Origin of the sequence: Erythrobacter oryzae (assembly GCF_030271515.1) — a bacterium.
Lineage (GTDB): Bacteria > Pseudomonadota > Alphaproteobacteria > Sphingomonadales > Sphingomonadaceae > Erythrobacter > Erythrobacter oryzae.
Genome location: NZ_JASCXI010000002.1, coordinates 306,314 through 328,527, shown reverse-complemented (window position 1 = coordinate 328,527; position 22,214 = coordinate 306,314). Strand labels below are relative to the sequence as shown.

At 67.9% G+C, this 22,214-nt stretch carries 24 protein-coding genes and 1 riboswitch; of the genes, 14 read left to right on the top strand and 10 right to left on the bottom strand.

Annotated features, from left to right (window positions below; all coding sequences use genetic code 11):
- Nucleotides 1–252 precede the first annotated feature (252 nt).
- Nucleotides 253–711 carry a YaiI/YqxD family protein gene (locus tag PFX90_RS06325; RefSeq protein ID WP_285711533.1) on the top strand — a complete coding sequence of 153 codons (459 nt, stop codon included), beginning with the start codon at nt 253–255 and terminating at the stop codon, nt 709–711.
- 104 nt (nt 712–815) lie between these two features.
- Here PFX90_RS06325 and PFX90_RS06320 read toward each other — a convergent pair whose 3' ends face one another.
- On the bottom strand, nt 816–1,058 hold the full coding sequence (locus PFX90_RS06320) for a cold-shock protein (protein ID WP_285711532.1): 243 nt from the start codon (nt 1,056–1,058) through the stop codon (nt 816–818).
- Nucleotides 1,059–1,320: 262 nt separating this feature from the next.
- Here PFX90_RS06320 and PFX90_RS06315 point away from each other — a divergent pair, with 262 nt between their 5' ends.
- Nucleotides 1,321–1,455, top strand: coding sequence for a hypothetical protein (locus PFX90_RS06315; protein ID WP_285711531.1), 135 nt, complete (start codon nt 1,321–1,323; stop codon nt 1,453–1,455).
- Nucleotides 1,456–1,477: 22 nt separating this feature from the next.
- Here the strand turns inward: PFX90_RS06315 and PFX90_RS06310 are convergent, their stop codons facing one another.
- The 4 genes from PFX90_RS06310 to thiC are packed head-to-tail and all read right to left on the bottom strand — an operon-like array spanning nt 1,478 to nt 4,792.
- On the bottom strand, nt 1,478–2,047 hold the full coding sequence (locus PFX90_RS06310; RefSeq protein WP_285711530.1) for a hypothetical protein: 570 nt from the start codon (nt 2,045–2,047) through the stop codon (nt 1,478–1,480).
- Nucleotides 2,048–2,071: 24 nt separating this feature from the next.
- A complete protein-coding gene (locus PFX90_RS06305; protein WP_285711529.1) occupies nt 2,072–2,467 on the bottom strand; it encodes a hypothetical protein in 396 nt (131 codons plus the stop codon).
- Between the two features lie 14 nt (nt 2,468–2,481).
- Nucleotides 2,482–2,901 (bottom strand): DUF4259 domain-containing protein, encoded by a 420-nt coding sequence (locus PFX90_RS06300; protein WP_285711528.1) that lies wholly within the window; start codon nt 2,899–2,901, stop codon nt 2,482–2,484.
- 19 nt (nt 2,902–2,920) lie between these two features.
- Nucleotides 2,921–4,792, bottom strand: a complete 1,872-nt coding sequence (gene thiC, locus PFX90_RS06295) for a phosphomethylpyrimidine synthase ThiC (protein WP_285711527.1) — start codon at nt 4,790–4,792, stop codon at nt 2,921–2,923.
- A gap of 41 nt (nt 4,793–4,833) precedes the next feature.
- Nucleotides 4,834–4,943: riboswitch (TPP riboswitch) on the bottom strand.
- Nucleotides 4,944–5,125: 182 nt separating this feature from the next.
- Between thiC and PFX90_RS06290 the strand changes: the two genes are divergently transcribed.
- Entirely contained in the window at nt 5,126–5,626 is a 501-nt protein-coding gene (locus tag PFX90_RS06290; RefSeq protein WP_285711526.1) for a hypothetical protein, read from the top strand.
- Between the two features lie 30 nt (nt 5,627–5,656).
- On the opposite strand, the gene PFX90_RS06285 is transcribed toward PFX90_RS06290, so the two are convergent.
- Together PFX90_RS06285 and PFX90_RS06280 are read right to left on the bottom strand one after the other, a co-directional pair.
- A complete protein-coding gene (locus PFX90_RS06285; protein ID WP_285711525.1) occupies nt 5,657–6,256 on the bottom strand; it encodes a thiamine biosynthesis protein ThiC in 600 nt (199 codons plus the stop codon).
- A 109-nt stretch (nt 6,257–6,365) separates the two neighbouring features.
- The gene (locus PFX90_RS06280) at nt 6,366–7,640 is read right to left on the bottom strand and encodes a metal-dependent hydrolase family protein (protein ID WP_285712045.1); all 1,275 of its coding nucleotides are present in this window, start codon (nt 7,638–7,640) and stop codon (nt 6,366–6,368) included.
- A gap of 157 nt (nt 7,641–7,797) precedes the next feature.
- Between PFX90_RS06280 and PFX90_RS06275 the strand changes: the two genes are divergently transcribed.
- Nucleotides 7,798–8,589, top strand: a complete 792-nt coding sequence (locus tag PFX90_RS06275) for a DUF2059 domain-containing protein (RefSeq protein WP_285711524.1) — start codon at nt 7,798–7,800, stop codon at nt 8,587–8,589.
- 18 nt (nt 8,590–8,607) lie between these two features.
- Here PFX90_RS06275 and PFX90_RS06270 read toward each other — a convergent pair whose 3' ends face one another.
- On the bottom strand, nt 8,608–9,546 hold the full coding sequence (locus tag PFX90_RS06270) for a MipA/OmpV family protein (RefSeq protein ID WP_285711523.1): 939 nt from the start codon (nt 9,544–9,546) through the stop codon (nt 8,608–8,610).
- A 156-nt stretch (nt 9,547–9,702) separates the two neighbouring features.
- Here PFX90_RS06270 and crtY point away from each other — a divergent pair, with 156 nt between their 5' ends.
- From crtY to PFX90_RS06230, 8 genes are all read left to right on the top strand, one after another.
- Nucleotides 9,703–10,950 carry a lycopene beta-cyclase CrtY gene (gene crtY / locus PFX90_RS06265; RefSeq protein WP_285711522.1) on the top strand — a complete coding sequence of 416 codons (1,248 nt, stop codon included), beginning with the start codon at nt 9,703–9,705 and terminating at the stop codon, nt 10,948–10,950.
- The gene (locus tag PFX90_RS06260) at nt 10,947–12,509 is read left to right on the top strand and encodes a phytoene desaturase (protein WP_285711521.1); all 1,563 of its coding nucleotides are present in this window, start codon (nt 10,947–10,949) and stop codon (nt 12,507–12,509) included. Before crtY ends, PFX90_RS06260 begins: the two co-directional genes overlap by 4 nt.
- Complete coding sequence (locus tag PFX90_RS06255) at nt 12,509–12,910, top strand: hypothetical protein (RefSeq protein WP_285711520.1); 402 nt, start codon at nt 12,509–12,511, stop codon at nt 12,908–12,910. The genes PFX90_RS06260 and PFX90_RS06255 overlap by 1 nt, the downstream gene beginning before the upstream one ends.
- Nucleotides 12,910–13,491, top strand: a complete 582-nt coding sequence (locus PFX90_RS06250; protein ID WP_285711519.1) for an LOG family protein — start codon at nt 12,910–12,912, stop codon at nt 13,489–13,491. The genes PFX90_RS06255 and PFX90_RS06250 overlap by 1 nt, the downstream gene beginning before the upstream one ends.
- A gap of 8 nt (nt 13,492–13,499) precedes the next feature.
- Nucleotides 13,500–14,465, top strand: a complete 966-nt coding sequence (locus tag PFX90_RS06245; RefSeq protein WP_285711518.1) for a phytoene/squalene synthase family protein — start codon at nt 13,500–13,502, stop codon at nt 14,463–14,465.
- 117 nt (nt 14,466–14,582) lie between these two features.
- Nucleotides 14,583–15,074, top strand: coding sequence for a nuclear transport factor 2 family protein (locus PFX90_RS06240; protein ID WP_285711517.1), 492 nt, complete (start codon nt 14,583–14,585; stop codon nt 15,072–15,074).
- Nucleotides 15,071–17,014, top strand: a complete 1,944-nt coding sequence (locus PFX90_RS06235; protein WP_285711516.1) for an acetyl-CoA carboxylase biotin carboxylase subunit — start codon at nt 15,071–15,073, stop codon at nt 17,012–17,014. The genes PFX90_RS06240 and PFX90_RS06235 overlap by 4 nt, the downstream gene beginning before the upstream one ends.
- Nucleotides 17,015–17,123: 109 nt before the next feature.
- Complete coding sequence (locus PFX90_RS06230; protein WP_285711515.1) at nt 17,124–18,689, top strand: acyl-CoA carboxylase subunit beta; 1,566 nt, start codon at nt 17,124–17,126, stop codon at nt 18,687–18,689.
- Between the two features lie 104 nt (nt 18,690–18,793).
- On the opposite strand, the gene PFX90_RS06225 is transcribed toward PFX90_RS06230, so the two are convergent.
- Nucleotides 18,794–20,062, bottom strand: coding sequence for a multidrug effflux MFS transporter (locus PFX90_RS06225; protein WP_419180091.1), 1,269 nt, complete (start codon nt 20,060–20,062; stop codon nt 18,794–18,796).
- Between the two features lie 109 nt (nt 20,063–20,171).
- Between PFX90_RS06225 and dinB the strand changes: the two genes are divergently transcribed.
- Together dinB and PFX90_RS06215 are read left to right on the top strand one after the other, a co-directional pair.
- Nucleotides 20,172–21,305, top strand: a complete 1,134-nt coding sequence (dinB, locus tag PFX90_RS06220) for a DNA polymerase IV (RefSeq protein WP_285711513.1) — start codon at nt 20,172–20,174, stop codon at nt 21,303–21,305.
- Between the two features lie 25 nt (nt 21,306–21,330).
- Nucleotides 21,331–21,741 (top strand): hypothetical protein, encoded by a 411-nt coding sequence (locus tag PFX90_RS06215; RefSeq protein ID WP_285711512.1) that lies wholly within the window; start codon nt 21,331–21,333, stop codon nt 21,739–21,741.
- On the opposite strand, the gene PFX90_RS06210 is transcribed toward PFX90_RS06215, so the two are convergent.
- A complete protein-coding gene (locus PFX90_RS06210) occupies nt 21,738–22,211 on the bottom strand; it encodes an NUDIX domain-containing protein (protein ID WP_285711511.1) in 474 nt (157 codons plus the stop codon). The two genes, PFX90_RS06215 and PFX90_RS06210, sit on opposite strands and share 4 nt — an antisense overlap.
- Nucleotides 22,212–22,214 lie beyond the last annotated feature (3 nt).

The following is a 22,214-nucleotide window of genomic DNA, read 5'->3' as shown; positions in this document are numbered from 1 at the left end:
CTTCCCTTCCCTCTGCGGTCTCTGCGTGGAACCTGCCCGGGTGCGGCACTCGCGCCACCCCTTCGGATCACCCTCGCCTGCCCCTCCACCACCTGCGGTGGTCCCGCTGACCCGCAAGCGGACCGTCTGCGACTCCCCCTTGCAGGGGAGGATTGCCGCCTGCCTCTCCGGTGGTTGCGCAGCGCCCCCTCCCCGCTCCGGCGCGCACCCCGCCCCCTTACGCCCCCATCGCCATTCGGCTAAGCCCGCGCCATGTCTCCCGTCACCATTCTGATCGATGCCGATGCCTGTCCGGTGAAGGACGAGATCTATCGGGTTGCCGAGCGCTACAAGGCCGAGGTTCGCGTCGTCAGCAATGCCCCGTTCCGCATTCCCGAGAGCCCGCGGGTCCGGCGCGTGGTGGTCAGCGACGGGTTCGATGCGGCGGATGACTGGATCGCGGGGGCGGCGGATCACCGTAGCGTGGTCGTCACCGCCGACATCCTGCTCGCCGAGCGCTGTCTCAAGGCGGGCGCGCGGGTGCTCAGGCACAATGGCGAGGAATTCACCGCCGCCAGCATCGGCGCGGCCATCGCCACACGGGCGATCATGGCCGACCTGCGCGCCGGGATGGATGGGATCGGCGGCGGCCCCGCGCCCTTCGGCAAGGCGGACCGCTCGCGCTTCCTCCAGGCGCTCGACCGGGTGATGGTGGCGATGGGGCGCGGCTAGGCCGGGAGCCGTTTGGAAGACGCGATGCGAAGCTGCACGGAGCCGGACGCAATCATGGGCTCCCGGGGGTCCGGAAGCCCATGATGCAGCGTCAGCTTGGCGCGTCAGCTCTGCTGTTTGGCGGAGCTGCCGCTGGTGCCGGCTTCCATCTGGAGGTTGGTGGCGTGGGTCTTGCCGCCATCGATCTGGCGGGTGTCATAGCCGTAACGCTGGTCAGCGCGCGGCTCCTGCGCCTGCTGTTGCAGGTCGGACTTGTTGAACGCCAGCGCATCGCCGCCCTTGTCGGGCGTGATCATCCCGGCGCCCTTGGCGCTGTCGTAGGACTTGATCTTGCCATAATGGGTCATGATGATGCTTCCTTTTGTGTCCGCGCGGGCAACCAGATGTGGTCGCTTATGCACGGTGCCAGAAGTCGTGCCGAAATGGCGAGCCAATTTTACTTGGCCGCATCCGATTTCTGTTTGACTGGTAGCCTCATGGATATGGGGCCTGATCGGATCGATACAATGCGAACCGCCATCGCTTCGTCGCATTTAAGGCACTTTGATTGACTTATTGCATGAAGCGGCGCAGGCCCGCGTCGGGTATGTCACCCGATAGGAAAAGCTCATGGCCAAGGGCCAACAGAAGAAAAGCCGCGAAGCGCGAAAACCCAAGAAGGACAAGGGGCCAAAGCTCAACGCCAGCCAGCCCAGCCTGAAGCCCGGCGGGATCAAGGGGCTGGAGCACATGAAGAACGGCTGAGGGCGCCGCCGCCCCGGCGCGCTCAGCCCTCCTTGCGTCTCCCGGCGAGCGATCCGGCCTCGACCGCTTCGAGATGCACCACGCTGGTCGCCGTCAGCCCCGCGTTGTGATCGGTGACCACCAGCTCGACCCGGTAGCGGCCGAGCTGCTCGCCGTCCTCGACCGTCAGCCCGATGCCGCCTGACGCCATGCCGATATTGCCGGGCGGCACGGTGGCGGGGCCGTTCACCACCTCGAAGGCGAGCGGATCGCCATAGGCGCTGCCGTCGGGCGCGAAGATCAGGACCTTGGCGGTGACATGGCACTCGCCCGCCGCGTTGCGGGTGCAATTGGCGTAGAGCACGAATTGCTGGATCGGCTGATTGCGCTCCATCCGCTTGCTGGTCGGCAACTTCGGCGGGGTCGGGCCGGCCCATGCGGCCATGAATTCATCGGGCTCGGTCGACCAGAGGTGGATGACGCGCAGCTCGCCCGCGGCGGCCTCGATATTGTCGGGCGGTGGCGGGGGCGTGCCTTGCGCCGCGAGCGGGAGTGCCGGGGTGCCCGCAGCGAGGAGCGCGAGGGCGAGGGCCTTGATTCGCAAGCTGTTCATGCCGCCGTGTAGCACGTGCGCGCGCTACCAGACATGGATCGTCACTTCGAATTTTTCGTCCCGGCGCGTGTGCCACGCCTTCATGACGATGGTCGAGGGGACGAAGCTCTTGCCCTTGAAGGCGGGCTTCACGTCCATCTGGTCGAGCTTGTCCTGTTCGAGCAGGGCGATGATCGTCGCGAGCGCCTTGGCGCGCTCGGCCGCGGCCTCGGGGGTGATGTAGACCGTGTTGGGCGGCACGTCCGGCCCGCCGACCTCGACCGGGAACAGCAGGACGGGCACGAGCGTGCCCGCCTTGGCCAGATCCTGCGCGGCTTCGAGGCTTTCGACCGCAGTGAAATCGGGAGGCATAGGCGCGGGTTCCTCGGCGTGAGCGGGCGCGGAAAGGGCGATCAGGGCGGCGAGGGCGAGGGCTTTCATGCGCTGCTTTCTCCTCATCCCTGAGCGGCGGCAAGATCGGCGCGCAGGGCGCGCGTCACCGCGCCCCAATCCTCGAGCCCGCCCGGCTGCTCAGCCCACAGGGCGTGGAGCTCGGACTGCTCGCTGCCCGCCAGCACCCGGTCGAGCGCGGCGAGCGCGGGGGCGAGCAGGCTTGCGGCGCCGGGCACCGGGTTGGCGCTGGCGAAGGGAAGCTCGTATTCCGACAGGTGGGTGGCGGGCCCGCCTGCATGGAACAGCACCAGCGCCGCCGCCGCGACCGCGCGCTGGCCCTGATCGGCCTCGACATAGTCGGGGTCGAGCGCGGTCACCGCTGCCCGCAGGATGGCGAGGTGATCCGCGCCCTCCTCCTTCAGCTCGTAGAACAGGTCGCTCGCGTCGTCATTGTCGAACGGCCGGATGCCCCAGGTGCCCATCTGTTACCCCCGCCGGGCCTCAATCGTGCTCGCGGTCGCCCGCGCCGACATAGAGCTGGTTGCCGACTTCGCGGAACTTGGCGCTCATTTCGGCCATGCCCTTCTCGGCCTCGGCCTCGCTGGCGACGAAGGTGTCGATGCCGGCGTTCTGCTTCGCCGCGAAGTCGCGCACTTCCTGCGTGATCTTCATCGAGCAGAACTTCGGCCCGCACATCGAGCAGAAATGCGCCGACTTCGCGCCCTCGGCGGGGAGCGTCTGGTCGTGATATTGCTCGGCGGTTTCGGGGTCGAGGCTGAGGTTGAACTGGTCGCGCCAGCGGAACTCGAAGCGGGCTTTGCTCAGCGCATCGTCGCGCACCTGTGCGGCGGGGTGCCCCTTGGCCAAGTCGGCGGCGTGGGCGGCGAGCTTGTAGGTCACCACGCCCACCTTCACATCGTCGCGGTCGGGCAGGCCGAGGTGCTCCTTGGGGGTGACGTAGCAGAGCATCGCTGTGCCGTACCACCCGATCTGCGCCGCGCCGATGCCGCTGGTGATGTGGTCGTAGCCCGGCGCGATGTCGGTAACGAGCGGCCCAAGGGTGTAGAACGGCGCCTCGCCGCAGGCCTCGAGCTGCTTTTCCATGTTCTGCTTGATCTTGTGCATCGGCACGTGGCCGGGGCCTTCGATCATCACCTGCACGTCCTGCTCCCAGGCGCGCTTGGTGAGTTCGCCGAGGGTGTAGAGCTCGGCGAACTGGGCTTCGTCATTGGCGTCGCGGATCGAGCCGGGGCGCAGGCCGTCGCCCAGCGAATAGGCGATGTCATAGGCCTTCATGATCTCGGTGATCTCGTCGAAGTGCTCGTAGAGGAAGCTTTCCTTGTGGTGGGCGAGGCACCACTTGGCCATGATCGAGCCGCCGCGGCTGACGATCCCGGTGACGCGCTTGGCGGTGAGCGGGATGTAGGGCAGGCGGACCCCGGCGTGGATGGTGAAGTAGTCGACGCCCTGTTCGGCCTGCTCGATCAGCGTGTCGCGGAAGATTTCCCAGGTGAGTTCCTCGGCGATGCCGCCGACCTTCTCGAGCGCCTGATAGATCGGCACGGTGCCGATGGGGACGGGCGAGTTGCGGATGATCCATTCGCGGGTGTCGTGGATGTTGCGCCCCGTCGAGAGGTCCATGATCGTGTCCGCGCCCCAGCGGGTCGCCCAGACCATCTTGTCCACCTCGCTCGCCACGTCGGAGGCGACGGCGGAGTTGCCGATATTGGCGTTGATCTTGACGAGGAAATTGCGCCCGATCGCCATCGGCTCGCTTTCGGGGTGGTTGATGTTGGAGGGGATGATCGCCCGCCCCCGCGCGACTTCGCTGCGGACGAATTCGGGGGTGATGACATCGGGGATCTCCGCCCCCCAGCTTTCGCCGTCACGCGCCAGATCCTTCGCGATTTCGCGCCCGAGGTTCTCGCGCTCGGCGACATATTCCATCTCGGGGGTGATGATGCCGCGGCGGGCATAGTGCATCTGGCTGACGTTCATGCCCGGCTTGGCGCGCAGCGGGCGCTTCCCGGTGTTGGGGAATTGCGGAACGCCGCCGCTGCGATCCGGCCCGAGGCGGCCATTGTCTTCGGGCTTGACCTCGCGGCCCTCGTAATCCTCGACATCGCCGCGGGCGAGAATCCAGTCGCGGCGCAGCTGCGGGAGGCCGGCGTTGATGTCGATATGGGCATTGGGGTCGGTGTAGGGGCCCGAGGTGTCGTAGACGCGCACGCTTGGCTCGCCGCCCTCGAGATCGATCTCGCGCATGGCGACGCGGATGCCGCTGCCGGTGCGCGCGCCCACGTAAACCTTGCGGCTGCCGCGGATGGGGCCGGTGGTGACGCCGATTTCGACGGGGCTGTTGATGTCGGCCATGATGCTCTGCTCTCCTCATGGCGGAAAGCGAGCGGGGTTTTGGCACAGCGACCAGCCCACTCCCTCCGCCGATGCTAATCGGTTCAGGTTCGACGGGTCGGGCGATGCTAACCGCCCCTCTCAGCGCGAGCGCGCTCCCCGGGGATGGTTGCTGGATAGGCCGGGCAGAGTTATGAGTCCAGCGGGGACGCGTTGGGGGGAATGCGGAAAATGACACGTTTTTCATGGCTGGCGCCGGTTGCCGCAGCCACCTTTTGCCTCGCATTCGGCGCTACGTCGGCCTCGGCCGCTGCGCCCGTCTGGTCATGCCAGTTCGCAAAAGACCGCGTCCTGATGACCGCAAGCTTCCAGCCCGACCCAGCCGCGCCCGCACAGCCGGCAGGCAAGCAGCTGACGCTCAAAGGCAATCTCCAGTTGGTGCTGAGCCAGACCTATTTCGCCCCCGGCCAGCCGCTCAAGGACACTCGGGACGGCACCTTCAGCCTCAAGGGCTATATCGTCGATAATGGCGCGGCGCTGGTGTTCGGGCCGGACCGCCAGATCGCAACGAGCGAATGGACCGCCGAGCGGCGCGAGCCCACAGGGCGCTGGGCGGGGATGTTCATGAATCGCCCGGTGAGCGACGGGATCGGGCGTCCGCTCAGCAGCAATTTCAGCGACCTCACCAGTGCGGCCCCGCCCGCCTTTCTCGAATTCCGCTTCGGCCTGCCGCCGAGCTTCTTCGAGACCGCGCGCTTCTTTGGCCGGGTGCCGATGGACGGGTTCAAGGCGCTCCATGCCAAGGGGCTGGTGCGGGCTGCGGCGACCGAGGCGACCACACTCGCGAAGTGCTGAAGCCGGAAGCGAGGGATGCGCTGAGCCGCGTCAATCCTCCCGCGCCGCGCCCAACAGGCACGCCGCCAGTAGCGCCGTCGCCAGCACGCCCGTGCCTCCCGCGAGGGGCAGCTCTCCAAACACCTTGCCGCCTGCCGCAATCGCCGCGCCGTTGGCCAGCATCGCGATACCGCCGGCCAGCGCCGTCGCTCCGCCCAGCGCCTTGCGCCCCGCGGCCATCCGCGCGAGGCCCACGAGCAGCGCGGCGAGGCCCAGCAGCAGCTTGGCGGCGTTGTAGATGACGAAGGCGAAGGCGACGATCGCGCCTGCCGCGGGGGCCAGCGCCGGGTCGGCCTTGGCCGCGGCGGCGAAGGGGAAGAACAGGGTGAGGCCCACGCCCACCTGCACGAGGTTCAAGACCGCGGCAAAGGCGATGGCGGCGAAGGCCAGCGTCAGCCGCTCGGTGCGCACCATCGCCGCTCCGGCCAGCGCGGCGAGGAGGGGGAAGAGCAGCCCCTCGGTGCCCCACAGCAATTGGCGCGGAACCTCCAGCTTGGCGACGTAAAGCGCGGTGTAGACCCCTTGCGTGACGCAGGCGAGGAGCAGCAGGAGCGCGATCGCGCGGACGGTGCTGTGGTGGGCGACAGGCATGCAAACGAACCCCTTGTGTGACGGCAGCCGGTTCGCTGCCGCCGGGGCTCAGGTTACAGTCGGCGCGGCGGGCGTCCTTTCGGATTGTGCGCGCGGACCAGATCGCGGCCTATTCGATCACCCGGCCGCGCACCATCACGAAATCGACCTTCTCGAGCACGCTCACGTCCTTCAAGGGATTGCCCGCGACCGCGATGATGTCGGCCGAAAAGCCGGGGGCGAGCTTGCCGATCTGGCTCTCCATGCCGAGCACCCTGGCCGCGACCGTGGTGGCGCTGGCGAGCACCTCGCGGTCGCTCATCCCCTGCTTCCTCATCAGCGCCAGTTCCTCGGCATTGCGGCCGTGCTGGTAGACGCCCGCATCGGTGCCGAAGGCGACCGTGACGCCATACTGCCGCGCGCGGCTCACCAGCGAGGCCATCAGCGGCTGGACGGCGCGGATCTTGTTCTCGACCACGGGGGTGTAGACCCCCTTGCCGAGGCCCTCGGAGACACCCTCGAGCGCCATCAGCGTCGGCACCAGCACCACGCCGCGCTCGCGCATCGCCTTGGCGGCGGCCTCGTCGAGGTAGGTGCCGTGCTCGATGGTGTCGATCCCAGCCTCGGCGGCCTGCTGGATGCCGCGCGCGCCGTGGGCGTGGGCCATGACCTTAAGGCCGAGGCTGTGCGCGGTGTCGGCGATCGCCTTCATTTCCTCAGGCGTGAAATGTGCCTCGAGCCCCCGGCCCTGCTGGCTGAGGACGCCGCCGGTCGCGGTGATCTTGATGATGTCCGCGCCGTTCTGGCTCGCAAGCCGCACCTTGGCCGCGCACTCCACCGCGCCGGTGCAGTTGTAGCCGGTGTCGAGCAGCTGGTTGACCGCCGGGATGAAGCCGTTGGTGTCGGCGTGCCCGCCGATGATCGAGAGCGCGGGGCCGGCCGCGATGATGCGCGGGCCCGGGATCAGGCCCTCGGCCGTGCCGCGCCGCAGCGAGAAGGCGGTCTCCTGCCCGCTCCCCGCCTCGCGCACCGTGGTGAAGCCCGCGAGCGCGGTGATCCGCGCGTTCTTGGCGCCGACGACCACGCCCCACTCCTCGGGCTCGGTCGCCTGTTTCCAGAAGTCGCCGCCCGGATCGCCGGTCAAGTGGGTGTGGAGATCGATCAGGCCGGGGAGGACGGTCTTGTCCTTGAGGTCGATCTCGCGGTCGGCCTTGGCGGTATGGCCGGGGGTGATGCTGAGGATCTTGCCGTCCTCGACGATGATCGTCGCCGGGCCGGACGCCTCGCCCGCGGCATCGGTGATGACGCTCCCGGCACGGATTGCCACGGTTTCGGCGGCAAGCGGCGCTGCGGCCAGCGCGAACAGCGCGGCGCCAGCGGCAAGGGCCTTGCGGAACGGGTGCATCATCTCTCTCCCCTCGTGTTGCAGCCCGGAGTGATGGCGCGGGCGCCCCGGCATGGCAAGCGCGGGAAGAAAAATCGTGGATGATCAGTCCGCCCCTTGGGTTGGCAGGGCACCGGCGCTATGCCCGGCGGGTCAGCCGTTGCAGCAGGGAATGCCGATGATCCGTCCGACCGCACGCTTTGTCATGGCCGCGCTCGCCGCCGCCGCTCCGCTGGCGCTGTCGGGAGCGCCCGCCACCGCGCAGGACCAGCCCGCCTATCCCGCCATCCACATGGCCCCCGCGCCGGACCCCGATCACCCCGCCTATTTCGATCTCCTCGAAGCGATCGACGGATCGGTCAACCGGGACGCGCTCTTCGACACCATGGGGGCCGCGATCGCGCGCGAATATGCCCAGGTGCCCGAGATCGCGGCGCTGGAGAAGGCGAAGCCCGGCTTGATCGATGCGACGGTGCGCGCCATGCGCCCGGTGCTCGAAGGCGTCATGGCGCGGGTGGAGGGCGAATACCGCCCGCGCAGGAGAGAACTGCTGGCCCGGAATCTCTCCCCGAGTGAAGCACAGGATCTTGCCGCGTTCTACCGTTCGCCGCTGGGCATGAAGATCCTGGGCAACGTCTCGCGCAGCATGACTGAGGACGGCTTCCTCGAGGATCTCGATCAGGACATCACCTCGGGCAAGGACCTTTCCGAGGTGCAGGTGACGCGTGAAGAGGTCGCCAGCGACGTCGACAAGGCGGTGCGCTCTGCAAGGGGTGCGATGTCGCAGGCGGAGATGGCCGAACTCGCCCGGCTGGCGAAGGAAAAGCCCGCCCTGCTCAAGCTCGCGACGATCCGCGGCGAATTGCTCGCGCTGCAGACCCAGATGGCGAACGAACAGCCCAATGCGGGCGAGATCGCGGCGATCGAGCAGGCGGCGATCACCGCGATCGAGGCCCATATCGGCAAGTGATTGCCGAAGGGCGGCGCGTCAGAAGGTGAAGGCCACCCCCGCGCCGAGGATGAACTGGTTCGCGTCGCCCCTCACCGAGGTGTAGGGCGTGTCGGCGCTGTCGCCGATCAGGCGCGAATAGCCGCCGATGCCGGTGAGGCTCCACCCGCCGTTCAGGGGATTGCGGTCGAGGTCGTAGGCGAGGATCGCGGTGGTGCCGATGCGGTTCACCCCTCCGTCGGCGCGGAATTGCGCGAGGCCGGTGGCGGCGGCCTGCGCAGGCGAGACGGTGAAGTAGTAATCGGCGAAGCGGTCGGTGACGATCTCCATGCTCGCCTGGGCTTGCAGGGTGAAGCCCTTGCCGACCAGCGCGCGGTAGCCGACCTGCGGCTCGATCACCCAGCCCTCGTGCGCGCCGAGCACGTCGCGGCGGGCCTGCACGCCGATGCTCAAGGCATCGAAGCTCTTGACCACGTTGGGGATCGAGACCGCGACATTCGCGCCCACCTCCAGCGCCGCATCGAGCTTGCCCGCGCGCGCGACCACCTCGTCGGTGATGCGGTTGTTGCGGTCATTGCGGAAGCGGAAAGCCGGGCCGAAGGCGAGGCGCGCGCCCTTGCGGGGGACGAACGAGGGCTTGGGCGAATTGAAGTCGAGCACGAAGCCCGGCCCGTTGGGTGCGATTCCCACCCCGCCCACGCGGCCCGCGATCAGCGGCAGGGGGAAGGCGATGTAATCGTTGGAGCCCGCATAGCTCGGCACCATGCCTACGCCGAGGCCGATGGTCGCCCAGGTCTCGTCGAACACCGGCTTGGCGAAGGCGAAGGGCGGGGGTGCGGGCGGCGCGGGAGCGGGTTCGGGCTTGGGCTGGGCCTGCTCCTCGGCGGCGGCAGTCTCGGCCTCTTCCGAGGCGAGCGCGGGCGCGGCGCACAGCGCGAGAGCAAGCGTCAGGGGGGCGGAAATCAGGCTGGTCTTCATGGGGTGCGATCCTGGGAAAAGAGGTTTGACCGGCGAAACGCAGGCGCCCTCTAATGTTTCCGCGTAACGTTGCAACATTCCAATCTTTGGGCAATCGCCGCCCGATCCCCGCATTCGATTGCCGATTACCGCCGCCTCGCCTAGGGCATTGGGCCGATGGTCGATTCACCCAACAGCCGCCCCGCAGCCGGAGAGCCTGCGCATGACGTGATCATCGTCGGCGGCGGGCTGGCAGGCGGCCTGATCGCGCTCGCGCTCCATCGCCACGCTCCCGGCTGCCGCTTCGCGCTGCTCGAGGCCGGGCGCACGCTGGGCGGCCACCACCGTTGGAGCTGGTTCGAGACCGACATCCCGAAAGCCGACCGCGCGCTGATGGCGGGGTTCCAATTGAACGGCTGGGACGAGGGCTACGACATCACCTTCCCGCGCCTCGGCCGCACGCTGCCGACCGCCTACCGCTCGCTCGCCAGCGCCGAATTCCACCGCGCGCTGATGGCGGAACTGCCTGCAAGCCGCGTGCTGCTGGAGACCAAAGCGGCAGCGCTGGACGCAGGCGGCGTGACGCTGGCGGACGGCACGCGGATGCCTGCCAAGCGCGTGATCGACTGCCGCCCGTTCAAGCCCTCGAAGCATCTCGCGGGCGGCTGGCAGGTGTTCCTCGGCCAGCATTTCAAGTGCGAGCAGCCCCACGGCCTCACCCGCCCCGTCATCATGGATGCGAGCGTCGATCAGCTCGCCCCCTACGGCAATGGCGAGGCCTACCGCTTCGTCTATGTCCTGCCCCTCTCCGAAGACGAGGTGTTCATTGAAGACACCTATTACGCCGACCAGCCGAAGATGGACGCCGAAGTCCTCAAGGGCCGCGTCGCCGCCTATGCCCATGCCAATGGCTGGAAGGGCGAGGTGGTGGATCAGGAGGCGGGGATTCTCCCCGTGATCTCGGGCGGGGATTTCGCCGCGGCATGCGCCGAGGTCGCGATCCCCGGCGTCGCGCTGGCAGGCGCGCGGGGGGGCTTCTCGCACCCGCTCACCAGCTACACCCTGCCCTTCGCCGCCAGCAACGCGCTCGCCGTCGCCAAGATGATCGCGCGCCGCCCGGAGTTGACCGGCGAGGAGCTCGCCGCCTTCTGCGCCCGCCGCGCCCGGCGCCACTGGCGCGCGACCGCCTATTACCGGATGCTCAGCCGCATGCTGTTCGAGGCCGCCGAGCCCGGCAAGCGGGTGGTGGTGTTCGAGCATTTCTACGCGCTGCGCGGGGCATTGGTGGAGCGCTTCTACGCCGGCCGATCGACCTGGCCCGACCGGCTGCGCATCCTCACGGGCAAGCCCCCCGTAGCTATCCCGCGCGCCATCCGTGCGCTGTTTTCTTCAGGCAAGCCTTTCAAAACGGAGACCCCGGCATGAACGCCGATGCGAAGCTCAACCTTTCGGGCGCGAAGGGTATCAACCCCGCCCTCGCCGCGCGCTATGACGGCCGCACCGCCTGCGTGATCGGCGCAGGCTTCGGCGGCATGGCGCTCGCCCTGCGCCTGCAATCGGCCGGCATCGCCACCACCGTGATCGAAAGCCGCGACAAGCCCGGCGGGCGCGCCTATTTCTGGGAGCGCGAGGGCTTCACCTTCGACGCGGGCCCGACCGTCATCACCGATCCCGATTGCCTCAAGGAATTGTGGGCCCTCACCGGCCACGACATCGCCGACGATGTCGAGCTGATGAAGGTCATGCCCTTCTATCGCCTCAACTGGCCCGACGGCACCAATTTCGACTATTCGAACGACGAGGCGAGCCTCAATGCCGAGATCGCCAAGCTGAACCCCGCCGATGTCGCGGGCTATGCGCGCTTCCTCGAATATTCGGAGCGGGTTTACAAGGAAGGCTACCTCAAGCTCGGCACCGTGCCGTTCCTCGATTTCAAGTCGATGCTGAAGGCCGCGCCCGCGCTGATCAAGGAACAGGCGTGGCGCAGCGTCTATTCGATGGTTTCGAGCTACGTCGAGAACGAGAAGCTGCGCGAGGCCCTGAGCTTCCACACGCTGCTCGTCGGCGGCAACCCGATGAACACCTCGTCGATCTACGCCCTGATCCACAAGCTCGAGAAGGACGGCGGCGTGTGGTGGGCGCGCGGCGGGACCAACCGGCTGATCGCAGGCATGGTGCGCCATTTCGAGCGCCTCGGCGGCCAGATGCGGATCGGCGATCCGGTGGTGCAGGTGCATACTCTCGGCACCAAGGCCACCGAGGTCGAGACCAAGTCGGGCTTCCGCCAGCGCTTCGACGCGGTCGCCAGCAACGCCGACATCATGCACTCCTACAAGGACCTGATGTCGCAGAGCGCGCGCGGCAAGCAGATGGCCAAGAGCCTCGGCCGCAAGAGCTATTCGCCGAGCCTCTTCGTGGTGCATTTCGGGCTGGAGGGCACCTGGCCCGGTATCCCGCACCACATGATCCTCTTCGCCAAGCGCTACAAGGGCCTGCTCGACGACATCTACAAGAACGGCGTGATCCCCGAGGATTTCGCGATCTACCTCCACCACCCCACCGTCACCGACCCGAGCATGGCGCCGGCGGGCAAGAGCACCTTCTACGCGCTCGTGCCGGTGAGCCACATGGGCAAGATGCCGCTCGACTGGGACGAGGTCGGCCCGAAGCTTGAGAAGATGATCCTCGACGAGCTGGGGCGGCGCCTGATCCCCGACATCCATTCGCGGATCGTCACCAAGTTCAGCTATGCGCCGAAGGACTTCAAGCAGGACCTCAACGCCCACATGGGCAGCGCCTTCAGCCTCGAACCGGTGCTGTGGCAGAGCGCCTGGCTGCGCGGCCACAACCGCGACGACGTGATCGACAACTACTACCTCGTCGGCGCAGGCACCCACCCGGGGGCGGGCATTCCGGGCGTGGTGGGCAGCGCCAAGGCGACCGCCGGGCTGATGCTGGAGGATCTGGCAAAGGTGAATGTGTGATGATGGGATGGCTTCTTCTTCTCGCCGCCGGGGCAGCCGACTACGGCGCATCGCCACTGGTCCAGCCGGGCCACGCGCACCGCTGGGTCGAGGCGCAAAATGACGAGGAACTGACCGGCTGGATCGACATGGCCTGGCGCGGCGATACCGTGATCGACGGGGTGCGCTACAAGCAGTTGCTGCTGCGCACCGAAGACAAGGAGAACAACCTCGTCGCCGATATCATCGGGGTGGTCGATTGCGCCAAGGTGAGGATGGGAATGCAGCGCGCGCGAGTCATCTCTCCCGATGTCGGGGACGCGGCCGATCTGCCGATCGGCGAGCTGCTGATCGAGCCGCTCAATGTGGCGGACGACCCCTCCGACCGCCAGCTGTTTGAAGCCGCCTGCGGAACGCACTGATGAAACGCCTCGCTGTCTATTGCGGCTCGGCCTCTCCCGAGGATCCGCGTTACATCCAGCTCGCCTATGACGTCGGCGCGGAGCTTGCCCGCAGGGGGATCGGGCTCGTCTATGGCGGGGGCAAGCTTGGCCTGATGGGCGCGGTTGCCAAGGGCGCCAAGGACCATGGCGGCCACGTCATCGGCATCATCCCCGAGGCGCTGGTCAAGGCCGAGGTCGCCAATCATGACTGCGACGAACTCGTCACCGTTTCGGGCATGCACGAGCGCAAGCAGCGCTTCACCGACCTCTCGGACGGCTTCGTCACCATCCCCGGCGGGGTCGGCACGATGGACGAGCTGTGGGAGGCGATCAGCTGGGCGCAACTGGGCTATCACACCAAGCCGGTGGGCCTGCTCAACGCTTTCGGCTTCTACGACCACCTGCTCGCCTTCAACGCCAAGATGATCGAGGTCGGCTTCATCCGCCCGCAGCACGCCGGCATCATGATCGCGGCCGAGACCTGCGGCGAGCTCCTCGACAAGATGGCCAGCTACGTCCCCCACACCCCGATCTTCCGCATGAAGGCCGAGGAGCTGTAGGCTTCGCCATGGCGGTCGATGCAGCCACCCGCGCCGCGCTGGTCGAACACGCCCGGCTGACCATCAAGCACGGCTCGCAGAGCTTCTCCGCGGCCGCGCGCCTGTTCGACCGCGAGACCCGCGAGCGCGCCTGGCTGCTCTACGCCTGGTGCCGCCGCGCCGACGACATTGCCGACAATCAGGAACTGGGCGGCGAGCTGGGCGACCAGAGCGACCTTGCCGACCGCCTCGCCCATATCCGCCGCCTGACCGCGCTCGCCTTCGCAGGCCAGCCGACGGGCGATCCGGCCTTCGACGCGCTCGGCGTGGTCGCCGCCGAAGTCGGCCTCACCCCGCAGATGGCCGAGGACGTGATCGCGGGCTTCCAATTGGATGCCGAAGACTGGCGCCCGCGCACCGAGGCCGACATGCTGCGCTACTGCTACCACGTCGCGGGCGCGGTCGGCGTGATGATGGCGGTGGTGATGGGGGTTTCGCCGCAGGATCAGGAGACGCTCGACCGGGCCAATGATCTCGGCCTCGCCTTCCAGCTCTCCAACATCGCGCGCGATATCGTCGAGGATGATGCGGCGGGGCGCTGCTATCTGCCGGTCGAATGGCTGGTCGAGCAGGATATCGAGCCCGGCCAGCACACCAAGCCGCACCACAGGAAGGAACTCGCAGAAATGGCCGCGCGGCTGGTGGCGCTGGTGGAAAAGCACGAGGCGGCAGCCCGCGTGGGCGCGGCGAAACTCCCCTTCCGCAGCCGCTGGGCGGTGCTCTCGGCGGCGCGCATCTACGGCGCGATCGGGCGCAAGGTCCGCGCGCGAGGGGTGGAGGCGTGGAACAGCCGCACCTATGTGCCGCGCAGCGAGAAGGCGCTCTACGGCGTGCGCGCGTTTCTCTCGGCGGTGCTCAACCGCGAGAAGATGCCCGAGGGCGGGATCGACTGGGGGATCGCGGATTACCGGCCATCCGCCCCGGCCCGGGCCTGACCCGGGGCCCCGCTTTTCTTGCGCGGAGAAAAAGGAAGCGTGGTCCCGGGTCAAGCCCGGGAAGACGCAATAGCGATGCGGTTTCCTTTGCAACCAAGCCGCGCTAATCCGGCAGCCATGAAAGCCGTCATCACCGCCGCCGCAGCACTCCTCGCCGCCGCGCCGCTCGCCGCCGAGGAGCCGACCCCCGAGCAGGCAGAGGCCATCGCCGCCGCCGACGCCTTCTTCGCCGCGCTGCGCAGCGAGGACCGCACCGCACTCGCCCGCCAGATGCTCCCCGAGGGCATGATCTTCGTCCACAGCCGGATGAAGCCCGACTTCCCCCGCGTCGATGTCATTCCGGTCGCCGATCACCTCGCGCGCTGGGCCAAGGGCACGCGCAAGGTCGACGAGGTGATGCGCTACGACACCGTGCGGGTCGACGGCGACATGGCGCTGGTGTGGGGCCCCTATCGCTTCATCTCGGACGGGCAGACCAGCCATTGCGGGATCAATTCGCTGAGCCTCGTCAAGACCGAGGGCGGCTGGAAGGTCGCCAACACCAGCTTCACGATGGAACTGCCCGAACGCTGCGCGGCGCTCGGCGCGCCGGAGGTGCCTGCACAATGATCACCAAACTCCTGATCGCCAATCGCGGCGAGATCGCCTGCCGGATCATGCGCACCGCGCGCAGCATGGGGATCGCCACGGTCGCGGTCTATTCCGATGCCGATGCCAAGGCGCTGCATGTGCGCTCGGCTGACGAGGCGGTGCATATCGGCCCCTCGCCCGCCGCCGAAAGCTATCTGGTCGGTGCGAAGATCATCGCGGCGGCCAAGCAGACCGGGGCGGATGCGATCCATCCGGGCTATGGCTTCCTGTCGGAGAACGCCGATTTCGCGCAGGCCGTGATCGACGCAGGGCTGATCTGGGTCGGCCCCAAGCCTTCCAGCATCCGCGCGATGGGCCTGAAGGACGCGGCCAAGCAGCTGATGCGCGCGGCGGGTGTGCCGGTGACGCCGGGCTATGACGGGTCGGACCAATCGGTGGAGCGGCTCACCGCCGAGGCCGAGGCGATCGGCTACCCCGTGCTCATCAAGGCGGTCGCGGGCGGCGGCGGCAAGGGGATGCGCAAGGTCGACGCCCCCGCCGACTTCGCCGCTTCGCTGGAAAGCTGCCGCCGCGAGGCCAAGGCCAGCTTCGGCAATGACGAAGTGTTGCTCGAAAAGTGGATCACCTCGCCCCGCCATATCGAGGTGCAGGTGTTCGGCGATGCCCACGGCAACGTCGTCCACCTGTTCGAACGCGACTGTTCCTTGCAGCGCCGCCACCAGAAGGTGATCGAGGAAGCCCCCGCCCCCGGCATGGACGCGGCCACCCGCGAAGCCATCTGCGCCGCCGCCGTGCGCGCGGCCAAGGCGGTCGATTACGAGGGCGCGGGCACGATCGAATTCATCGCCGACGCCAGCGAAGGCCTGCGCGCCGACCGCATCTTCTTCATGGAGATGAACACCCGCCTTCAGGTCGAACACCCCGTCACCGAGGAAATCACCGGGGTCGATCTGGTCGAATGGCAATTGCGCATCGCAAGCGGCGAGCCGCTGCCCAAGCGGCAGGAGGAGCTGTCGATCAACGGCCATGCGATTGAAGCGCGGCTGTATGCCGAGGATCCAGCGAAGGGGTTTTTGCCGAGCACGGGGCGGCTTGAGCACCTTATCCTGCCTGAACCGCCCGGTATTGAAGTTCGGATCGAAACCGGCGTTGTCGAAGGCTCCGAGATAAGCCCCTTCTATGACCCCATGATCGCCAAGCTTGTCGTCCACGCGGAGACCCGCGAACAGGCTATCGCGGACCTCGCCGAGGTCTGTGCAGGCGTCGAAATCTGGCCCGTGCGTAGCAATGCCGGGTTTCTGAAGCGCGCTCTGGATCAAGCCGACTTTGTCGCTGGCAACGTGACAACCGCCTTCATCGGGGAACACGAAGCTGCGCTTCTCGACACCTCGGCCCTTCGGCATTCGCTGAAGGCTGATGCTGCCGTTGCTCTCATCACCCGCGAACTTTCCGGCATTGGCAGCAGCTATGGCACCTTGCGGAACGAACTTAAGTTTCCGCGGGGCAACGTTTGGCAGACTGCCATCGGTTTGCGTATGAATGGAGATCCCAAGACAGCGGTAGCCTTTTCGTTTGACGGCGAGCCTACCGAGGTGGTGGTGCAATCGCGCGATTGGCTCGACCGCTATGTATCCTGCGAGCAGACCGAGGGCGGGATCGTCGTCTTCGATGATGGCGAGGCGGTTCTAGTTCGCACCCGCCATGACGGCACCGGCCAAGCCTCCGCCGCCGATGGCGCCATCATCGCCCCAATGCCGGGCAAGGTCATCGCGGTCGATGTCGCCGAGGGGCAGGCCGTCACCGCCGGGCAGCGGCTCTTGGTGCTAGAGGCGATGAAGATGGAACACGCCCTCACCGCGCCCTTCGACGGGGTGGTCGAGGGGCTGGCGGTGAGCGCGGGCGGGCAGGTGCAGGTCGAGGCGGTGTTGTGCCGGGTGGTGCCTGCTAGCAAAGAATAGACTTGCCCACCCCCAGCCCCTCCCGCAGGCGGGAGGGGAGAAAAGGGCGCAGACCAGTCCCCCTCCCGCCTGCGGGAGGGGTTAGGGGTGGGCCTGTGAGGGAGAGGCAATGACCTGGGCCAAGGAACTCGAAGAACTGCGCGCCCGCGAGGCGCTGGCCGAGCAGATGGGCGGCGCGGACAAGGTTGCGCGCCAGCATGGGCGCGGCAAGATGGACGCTCGCGCGCGGCTGGCAGCGCTGGTGGACGAGGGCTCCTTCCGCGAGATCGGCAAGATCGCAGGGTCCGCGAAGTATGACGCGAACGGCGACCTCCAAGGCGTCACCCCCGCCCCCTTCCTGTTCGGCAAAGCAACTATCAATGGCCGCCCGGTGGTCGCCACCGCCGACGACTTCACCATTCGCGGCGGCGCGGCGGATGCGGGGATTGCGCGCAAGATGGTGCAGGCCGAGATGATGGCGCACCAGTTGAAGCTCCCGATCATCCGCATGATCGACGGCACCGGGGGCGGAGGCAGCGTAAAAACGCTCGAACAGATCGGTGCCACCTATATCCCCGCCGTGCCTGGCTGGGGCGATGTCGTGACCAACCTCGACACGGTGCCGGTGGTGGCGCTGGCGCTTGGCCCTACGGCGGGCCTCGGCGCGGCGCGGACCGTGGCGAGCCATTATTCGATCATGGTGAAGGGCCTCTCGCAGATTTTTGCGGCGGGGCCTGCGGTGGTCGACGGGCTGGGCGAGGCGTTCAAGGGCGGCGCGGCCAATCACGAGGAGGCCAAGGAGGCGCTCGGCGGCAGCGCGATCCACACCCGCAACGGCGTGGTCGATGACGAGGTCGCCAGCGAGGCCGAAGCCTTCGCCCGCGCGCGGCATTTTCTCTCCTTCATGCCCGAATATGTCGGCCAGCCTGCCCGCCGCATCGAAACCGGCGACCCCGCCGACCGGCGCGAGGAGGCGCTGCTCTCGCTCGTCCCGCGCGAGGACAAGCAGGTCTATTCGATGCGCCGCTGCCTCGACATGGTGTTCGATACGGGCACCGTGTTCGAGATCGGCCGCCACTGGGGCCGCGCCGGGATCACGGCCCTCGCGCGGCTCGATGGCTGGCCGGTGTTCGTCATCGCCTCAGACCCCAGCTACCTCGGCGGATCGTGGGAGGCGAAAACCAGCGAGAAGGTCGAGCGCTTCGTCAAACTGGCAGACCAGTTCCGCCTGCCGATCGTCCACCTCGTCGACAACCCCGGCTTCATGATCGGGCGTGAGGCGGAGATGGCGGGGACGATCCGCTATGGCGTCAACGCGATGAACGCGATCTACCGAGCGACCGTGCCGCTGGCCTCGATTGTCCTCCGGCGCGCCTATGGCATTGCGGGCAGCGCGATGAGCAATGCCGAGCGCTACCAGTACCGCTATTGCTGGCCGTCGGGCGACTGGGGCTCGCTCCCCATCGCGGGCGGGCTGGAGGTCGCCTACAAGTCCGAGCTGGAAGCCGCCGACGACCCCGAAGCGCTGCTGGAGGACATCCGCGCAAGGCTGGCGAAAGTCACCTCGCCCTTCCGCTCAGCCGAGCGCTTCAATGTCGAGGACATCATCGACCCGCGCGACACGCGGCCCCTGCTGTGCGAGTTCGCCGGGCTGGCGTGGCGACGGTTGGAGAGCGAGTTTCGGGCCCACCCCTAACCCCTCCCGCAAGCGGGAGGGGGACTGTGAAGCGCGAGCAACGCCCCTCCCGCTTGCCCCCGGGTCAAGCCCGGGGCGGGTATCGGAGTCGGGGGTGGGCCTGCTCAGTGCCCACCCATCTCCGCATCTGACGGCCCGAACAGCTTGCCCTTCTCGCTCCACAGCACCAGCGCGAGGCACGCAAGGCCGCTCGCCAGCAGCGCCAGCGCGAGGGGCCGCGCGGTGCCGTCATAGGCATAGCCGATCGCCCCGCCGAGCATCGCCGCCGTGGTCATCCGCACGAAGCCGTGCGCCGAGCTCGCCGCGCCCGCGATGGCGAAGAAGGGGTTCATCGCAATCGCGCCGAAATTGCTGCCGATGAAGCCGAGCAGCGCCATGTTGATCGCCATCAGCGGGACGAAGTGCCACAATTCCTCGCCCGGCTGGAAGGCGAGCATGACCTGCACCGCGCTCACCGCGATGAAGGCGAACAGCGCGGTGTGGCTCACCCGGCGCGCGCCGAAACGCTCGACGATGCGCGAGTTCGACCAGCTCGCGAGCGCCATCGATCCGGCGCAGATCGCGAAGACCAGCGGGAAGATGTCGCCCGCGCCGAAGGTCTGGGTGATGAGCTGCTGCGAGGAATTGATGAAGCCGAACAGCGCGCCGAACACCAGCGCCGAGCCGATGACATAGCCCGCGACGCTCGGCAGGGTCAGGGCGCGGAGCATGTTGGCACCGATGGCGCGCGGCACGATCGGCTGGCGGTTTTCCTCGGTGAGGCTCTCGGGCAGGCGGATGAACACCCAAGTTCCCATCACCAGGCCCAGCAGCACCATCGCAGCAAAGATCGCGCGCCAGCTGCCGAAGGTCTGGAGGATCGCCTCGCCGATTGTCGGCGCGATCGCGGGCACCATCAGGAAGATCACGAAGATGAGGCTCATCATCCGCGCCATCTTGTCGCCGCCCACGCGGTCGCGGATGATCGCGGGCGGGAGCGCGACGATGCCGGCGGCGAAGAAGCCCTGCGCGGCGCGCACCGCAATCAGCGCGTCATAGCTGGGCGCGAGTGCGGAGAGCAGCGAGAGCACGATGTAGACCGCCACCGCTCCCAGCAGCACCGGCCGCCGCCCGAAGCGGTCGGCGAGCGCGCCGGGCACCAGCGAGCCGATGCCGCCGGTGAGGAGATAGACGCCGATCACGAACTGGCGGTCGTTGCCGCTCACCGAAAGGTCGGCGGCGAGCGCGTCCAGCGCGGGCAGGATCGCGTCGATGCCGAAGGCGTTGAGCGCCATCAGCATCGCCATCATCCACATCAGCTCGGTCTCACCGAGGGCCTTGCGGGCAGGCAGGACAGAGGCTTGCGAGGTGGCCATCGCGGGGCCCTTGCCCATCGGTTCGCCGGAAGACCAGAGTTCTTTTCGCATGTGCACAAAATGGCGTGCGAAGTGAATTGTTCCAGCAACAGTTCCTTCAGGCGGCACAAGGTTCTATTTCCAAGGGATGATACTGAGGGCTCCGTCAGACGAGGATGGTGAGGCGCGCGGGACCGAGCTCGGCCTGCGCAAGATCATCCATGTCGACATGGACGCCTTTTTCGCCAGCGTCGAACAGCGCGACAATCCCGAGCTGAAGGGCAAGCCCGTCGCGGTTGGCGGCGCGGGCGGGCGCGGGGTGGTGGCGGCCGCCAGCTACGAGGCGCGGAAATTCGGGGTGCGGAGCGCCATGCCCTCGGTCACGGCGCAGCGATTGTGCCCCGACCTCATCTTCGTGCGCCCGCGCTTCGATGCCTACAAGGAAGCGAGCCGCCAGATCCGCCGGGTGTTCGAGCATTACACCCCCGTGATCGAGCCGCTGAGCCTCGACGAGGCCTATCTCGATGTCACCGATGATCGCCTCGGGATCGGGAGCGCGACCCGCATCGCCGAGCTGATCCGGCAGGAAATCCGCGCCAAGACCCGGCTGACCGCCAGCGCGGGGGTGAGCTACAACAAGTTCCTTGCGAAGCTCGCGAGCGACCAGAACAAGCCCGATGGCCTGTGCGTCATCCGCCCCGGCGAGGGTGCGCAGTTCGTCGCGGGGCTGCCGATCCGGCGGTTCCACGGGGTCGGGCCCAAGGCGGAAGCGAAGATGCAGAAGCTCGGCATCGCGACGGGCGCGGACCTGGCCGCCAAGGACATCGCCTTCCTGCGCGCGCATTTTGGCAGCATGGCCGACTACCTGTTCCGCGCCGCGCGGGGCATCGACCTGCGCCCGGTCGCCGCCCACCGCCTCCGCAAGTCGGTCGGCGGGGAGCGGACCTTCTCGGAAGACATCGGCAGCGGCGCACGGCTTCGCGAGACTCTCGAAAACATCATCGACATCGTGTGGGAACGGATCGAGGCGGCGGGCGCGCGGGGGCGGACGGTGACGCTCAAGCTCAAGTTCACCGACTTCCAGATCATGACCCGCGCGACCTCGCAGCCCGATTACGTCGCCGGCAAGGCCGAGTTCGGCAGGCTCGCCCGCGCGCTGCTGGAGGCGGAGCTGCCCCTGCGCGGCCCGATCCGGCTGATGGGGCTGACGCTCTCGGGACTGGAGGCGGCCGACGAGCCCGGGGGCAAACCCGTTGATACCGCGCAACTCTCGCTGCTATAGCCCGCCCACAAGGAGCGCCGAGGCCATGCCGAGAATCCACCCCATCGCAGGCCTCGCCGCGCTGCTGCTCGCCCTCTCCCCGGCGCACGCCGAGGAGCCTGCCGCAAAGGTCGTTTCCCAGATCGAAGCCCCCGTGCGCTGCGCTTCGGTCTACACCTTTTTCAGCGTCATCATCGGCAAGGAAAATCCCGAGGCCAAAGCGGCGCTGACCGAAGCGGCGAAGCGCTTCCTCGAGCATGCCGCCGACCTTCCGCCCCGGGACGAGCAATTGGTCAGCGAGCGCTACACCGCGAACAACAGTGCCCTGTTGACCGTGCTCACCGGCAGCGGCGACCGCAAGGCGACCATCGCGCAGCTCGGGGAAGAGCTGAAGGCCTGCGGCGACACCGAAAAGCAGATCTTCGGTTCCTCGGTGCGCGATCGGCTGGGCCGCTAACCCACGCCCCTTGCCCGCCACACCGCGATCCGCGCGCGGGTGGTCTCGCCCAGCGGTTCGGGGAGCGAGTGCGAGGGGAAGAAGCGCGCCTCGGTCACCTCGCGGCGGTCGGGCCTGGGCTGGCGGTCGCACACGCCGGTGAAGATATGCGCGGTGTGGGGCGAGCCCGAGAGCACCTCTTCCAGCGTGCCCACCGGCTCGAGCCGCGCAAGTTCCACCCCCAGCTCCTCGCGCACCTCGCGCCGCGCGGCGGCGAGCGGGTCCTCACCCTTGCCGAGCCCCCCGCCGGGCAGGCCCCACACGGAAGGGCCATAGGAATGCTTCAGCAGCAGCACATCGCCCGCAAGGTTGGTGACGATCACGCTCACCCCGGCAATCGGCGTCTTGCGCCAGCGCCGCCAGCGGTGCCGCAGCGCGTGCGCCAGCGGCAGCAGCGCGCGGTGGAGCGGGGCGGGGAGGATATTGGGCATGGG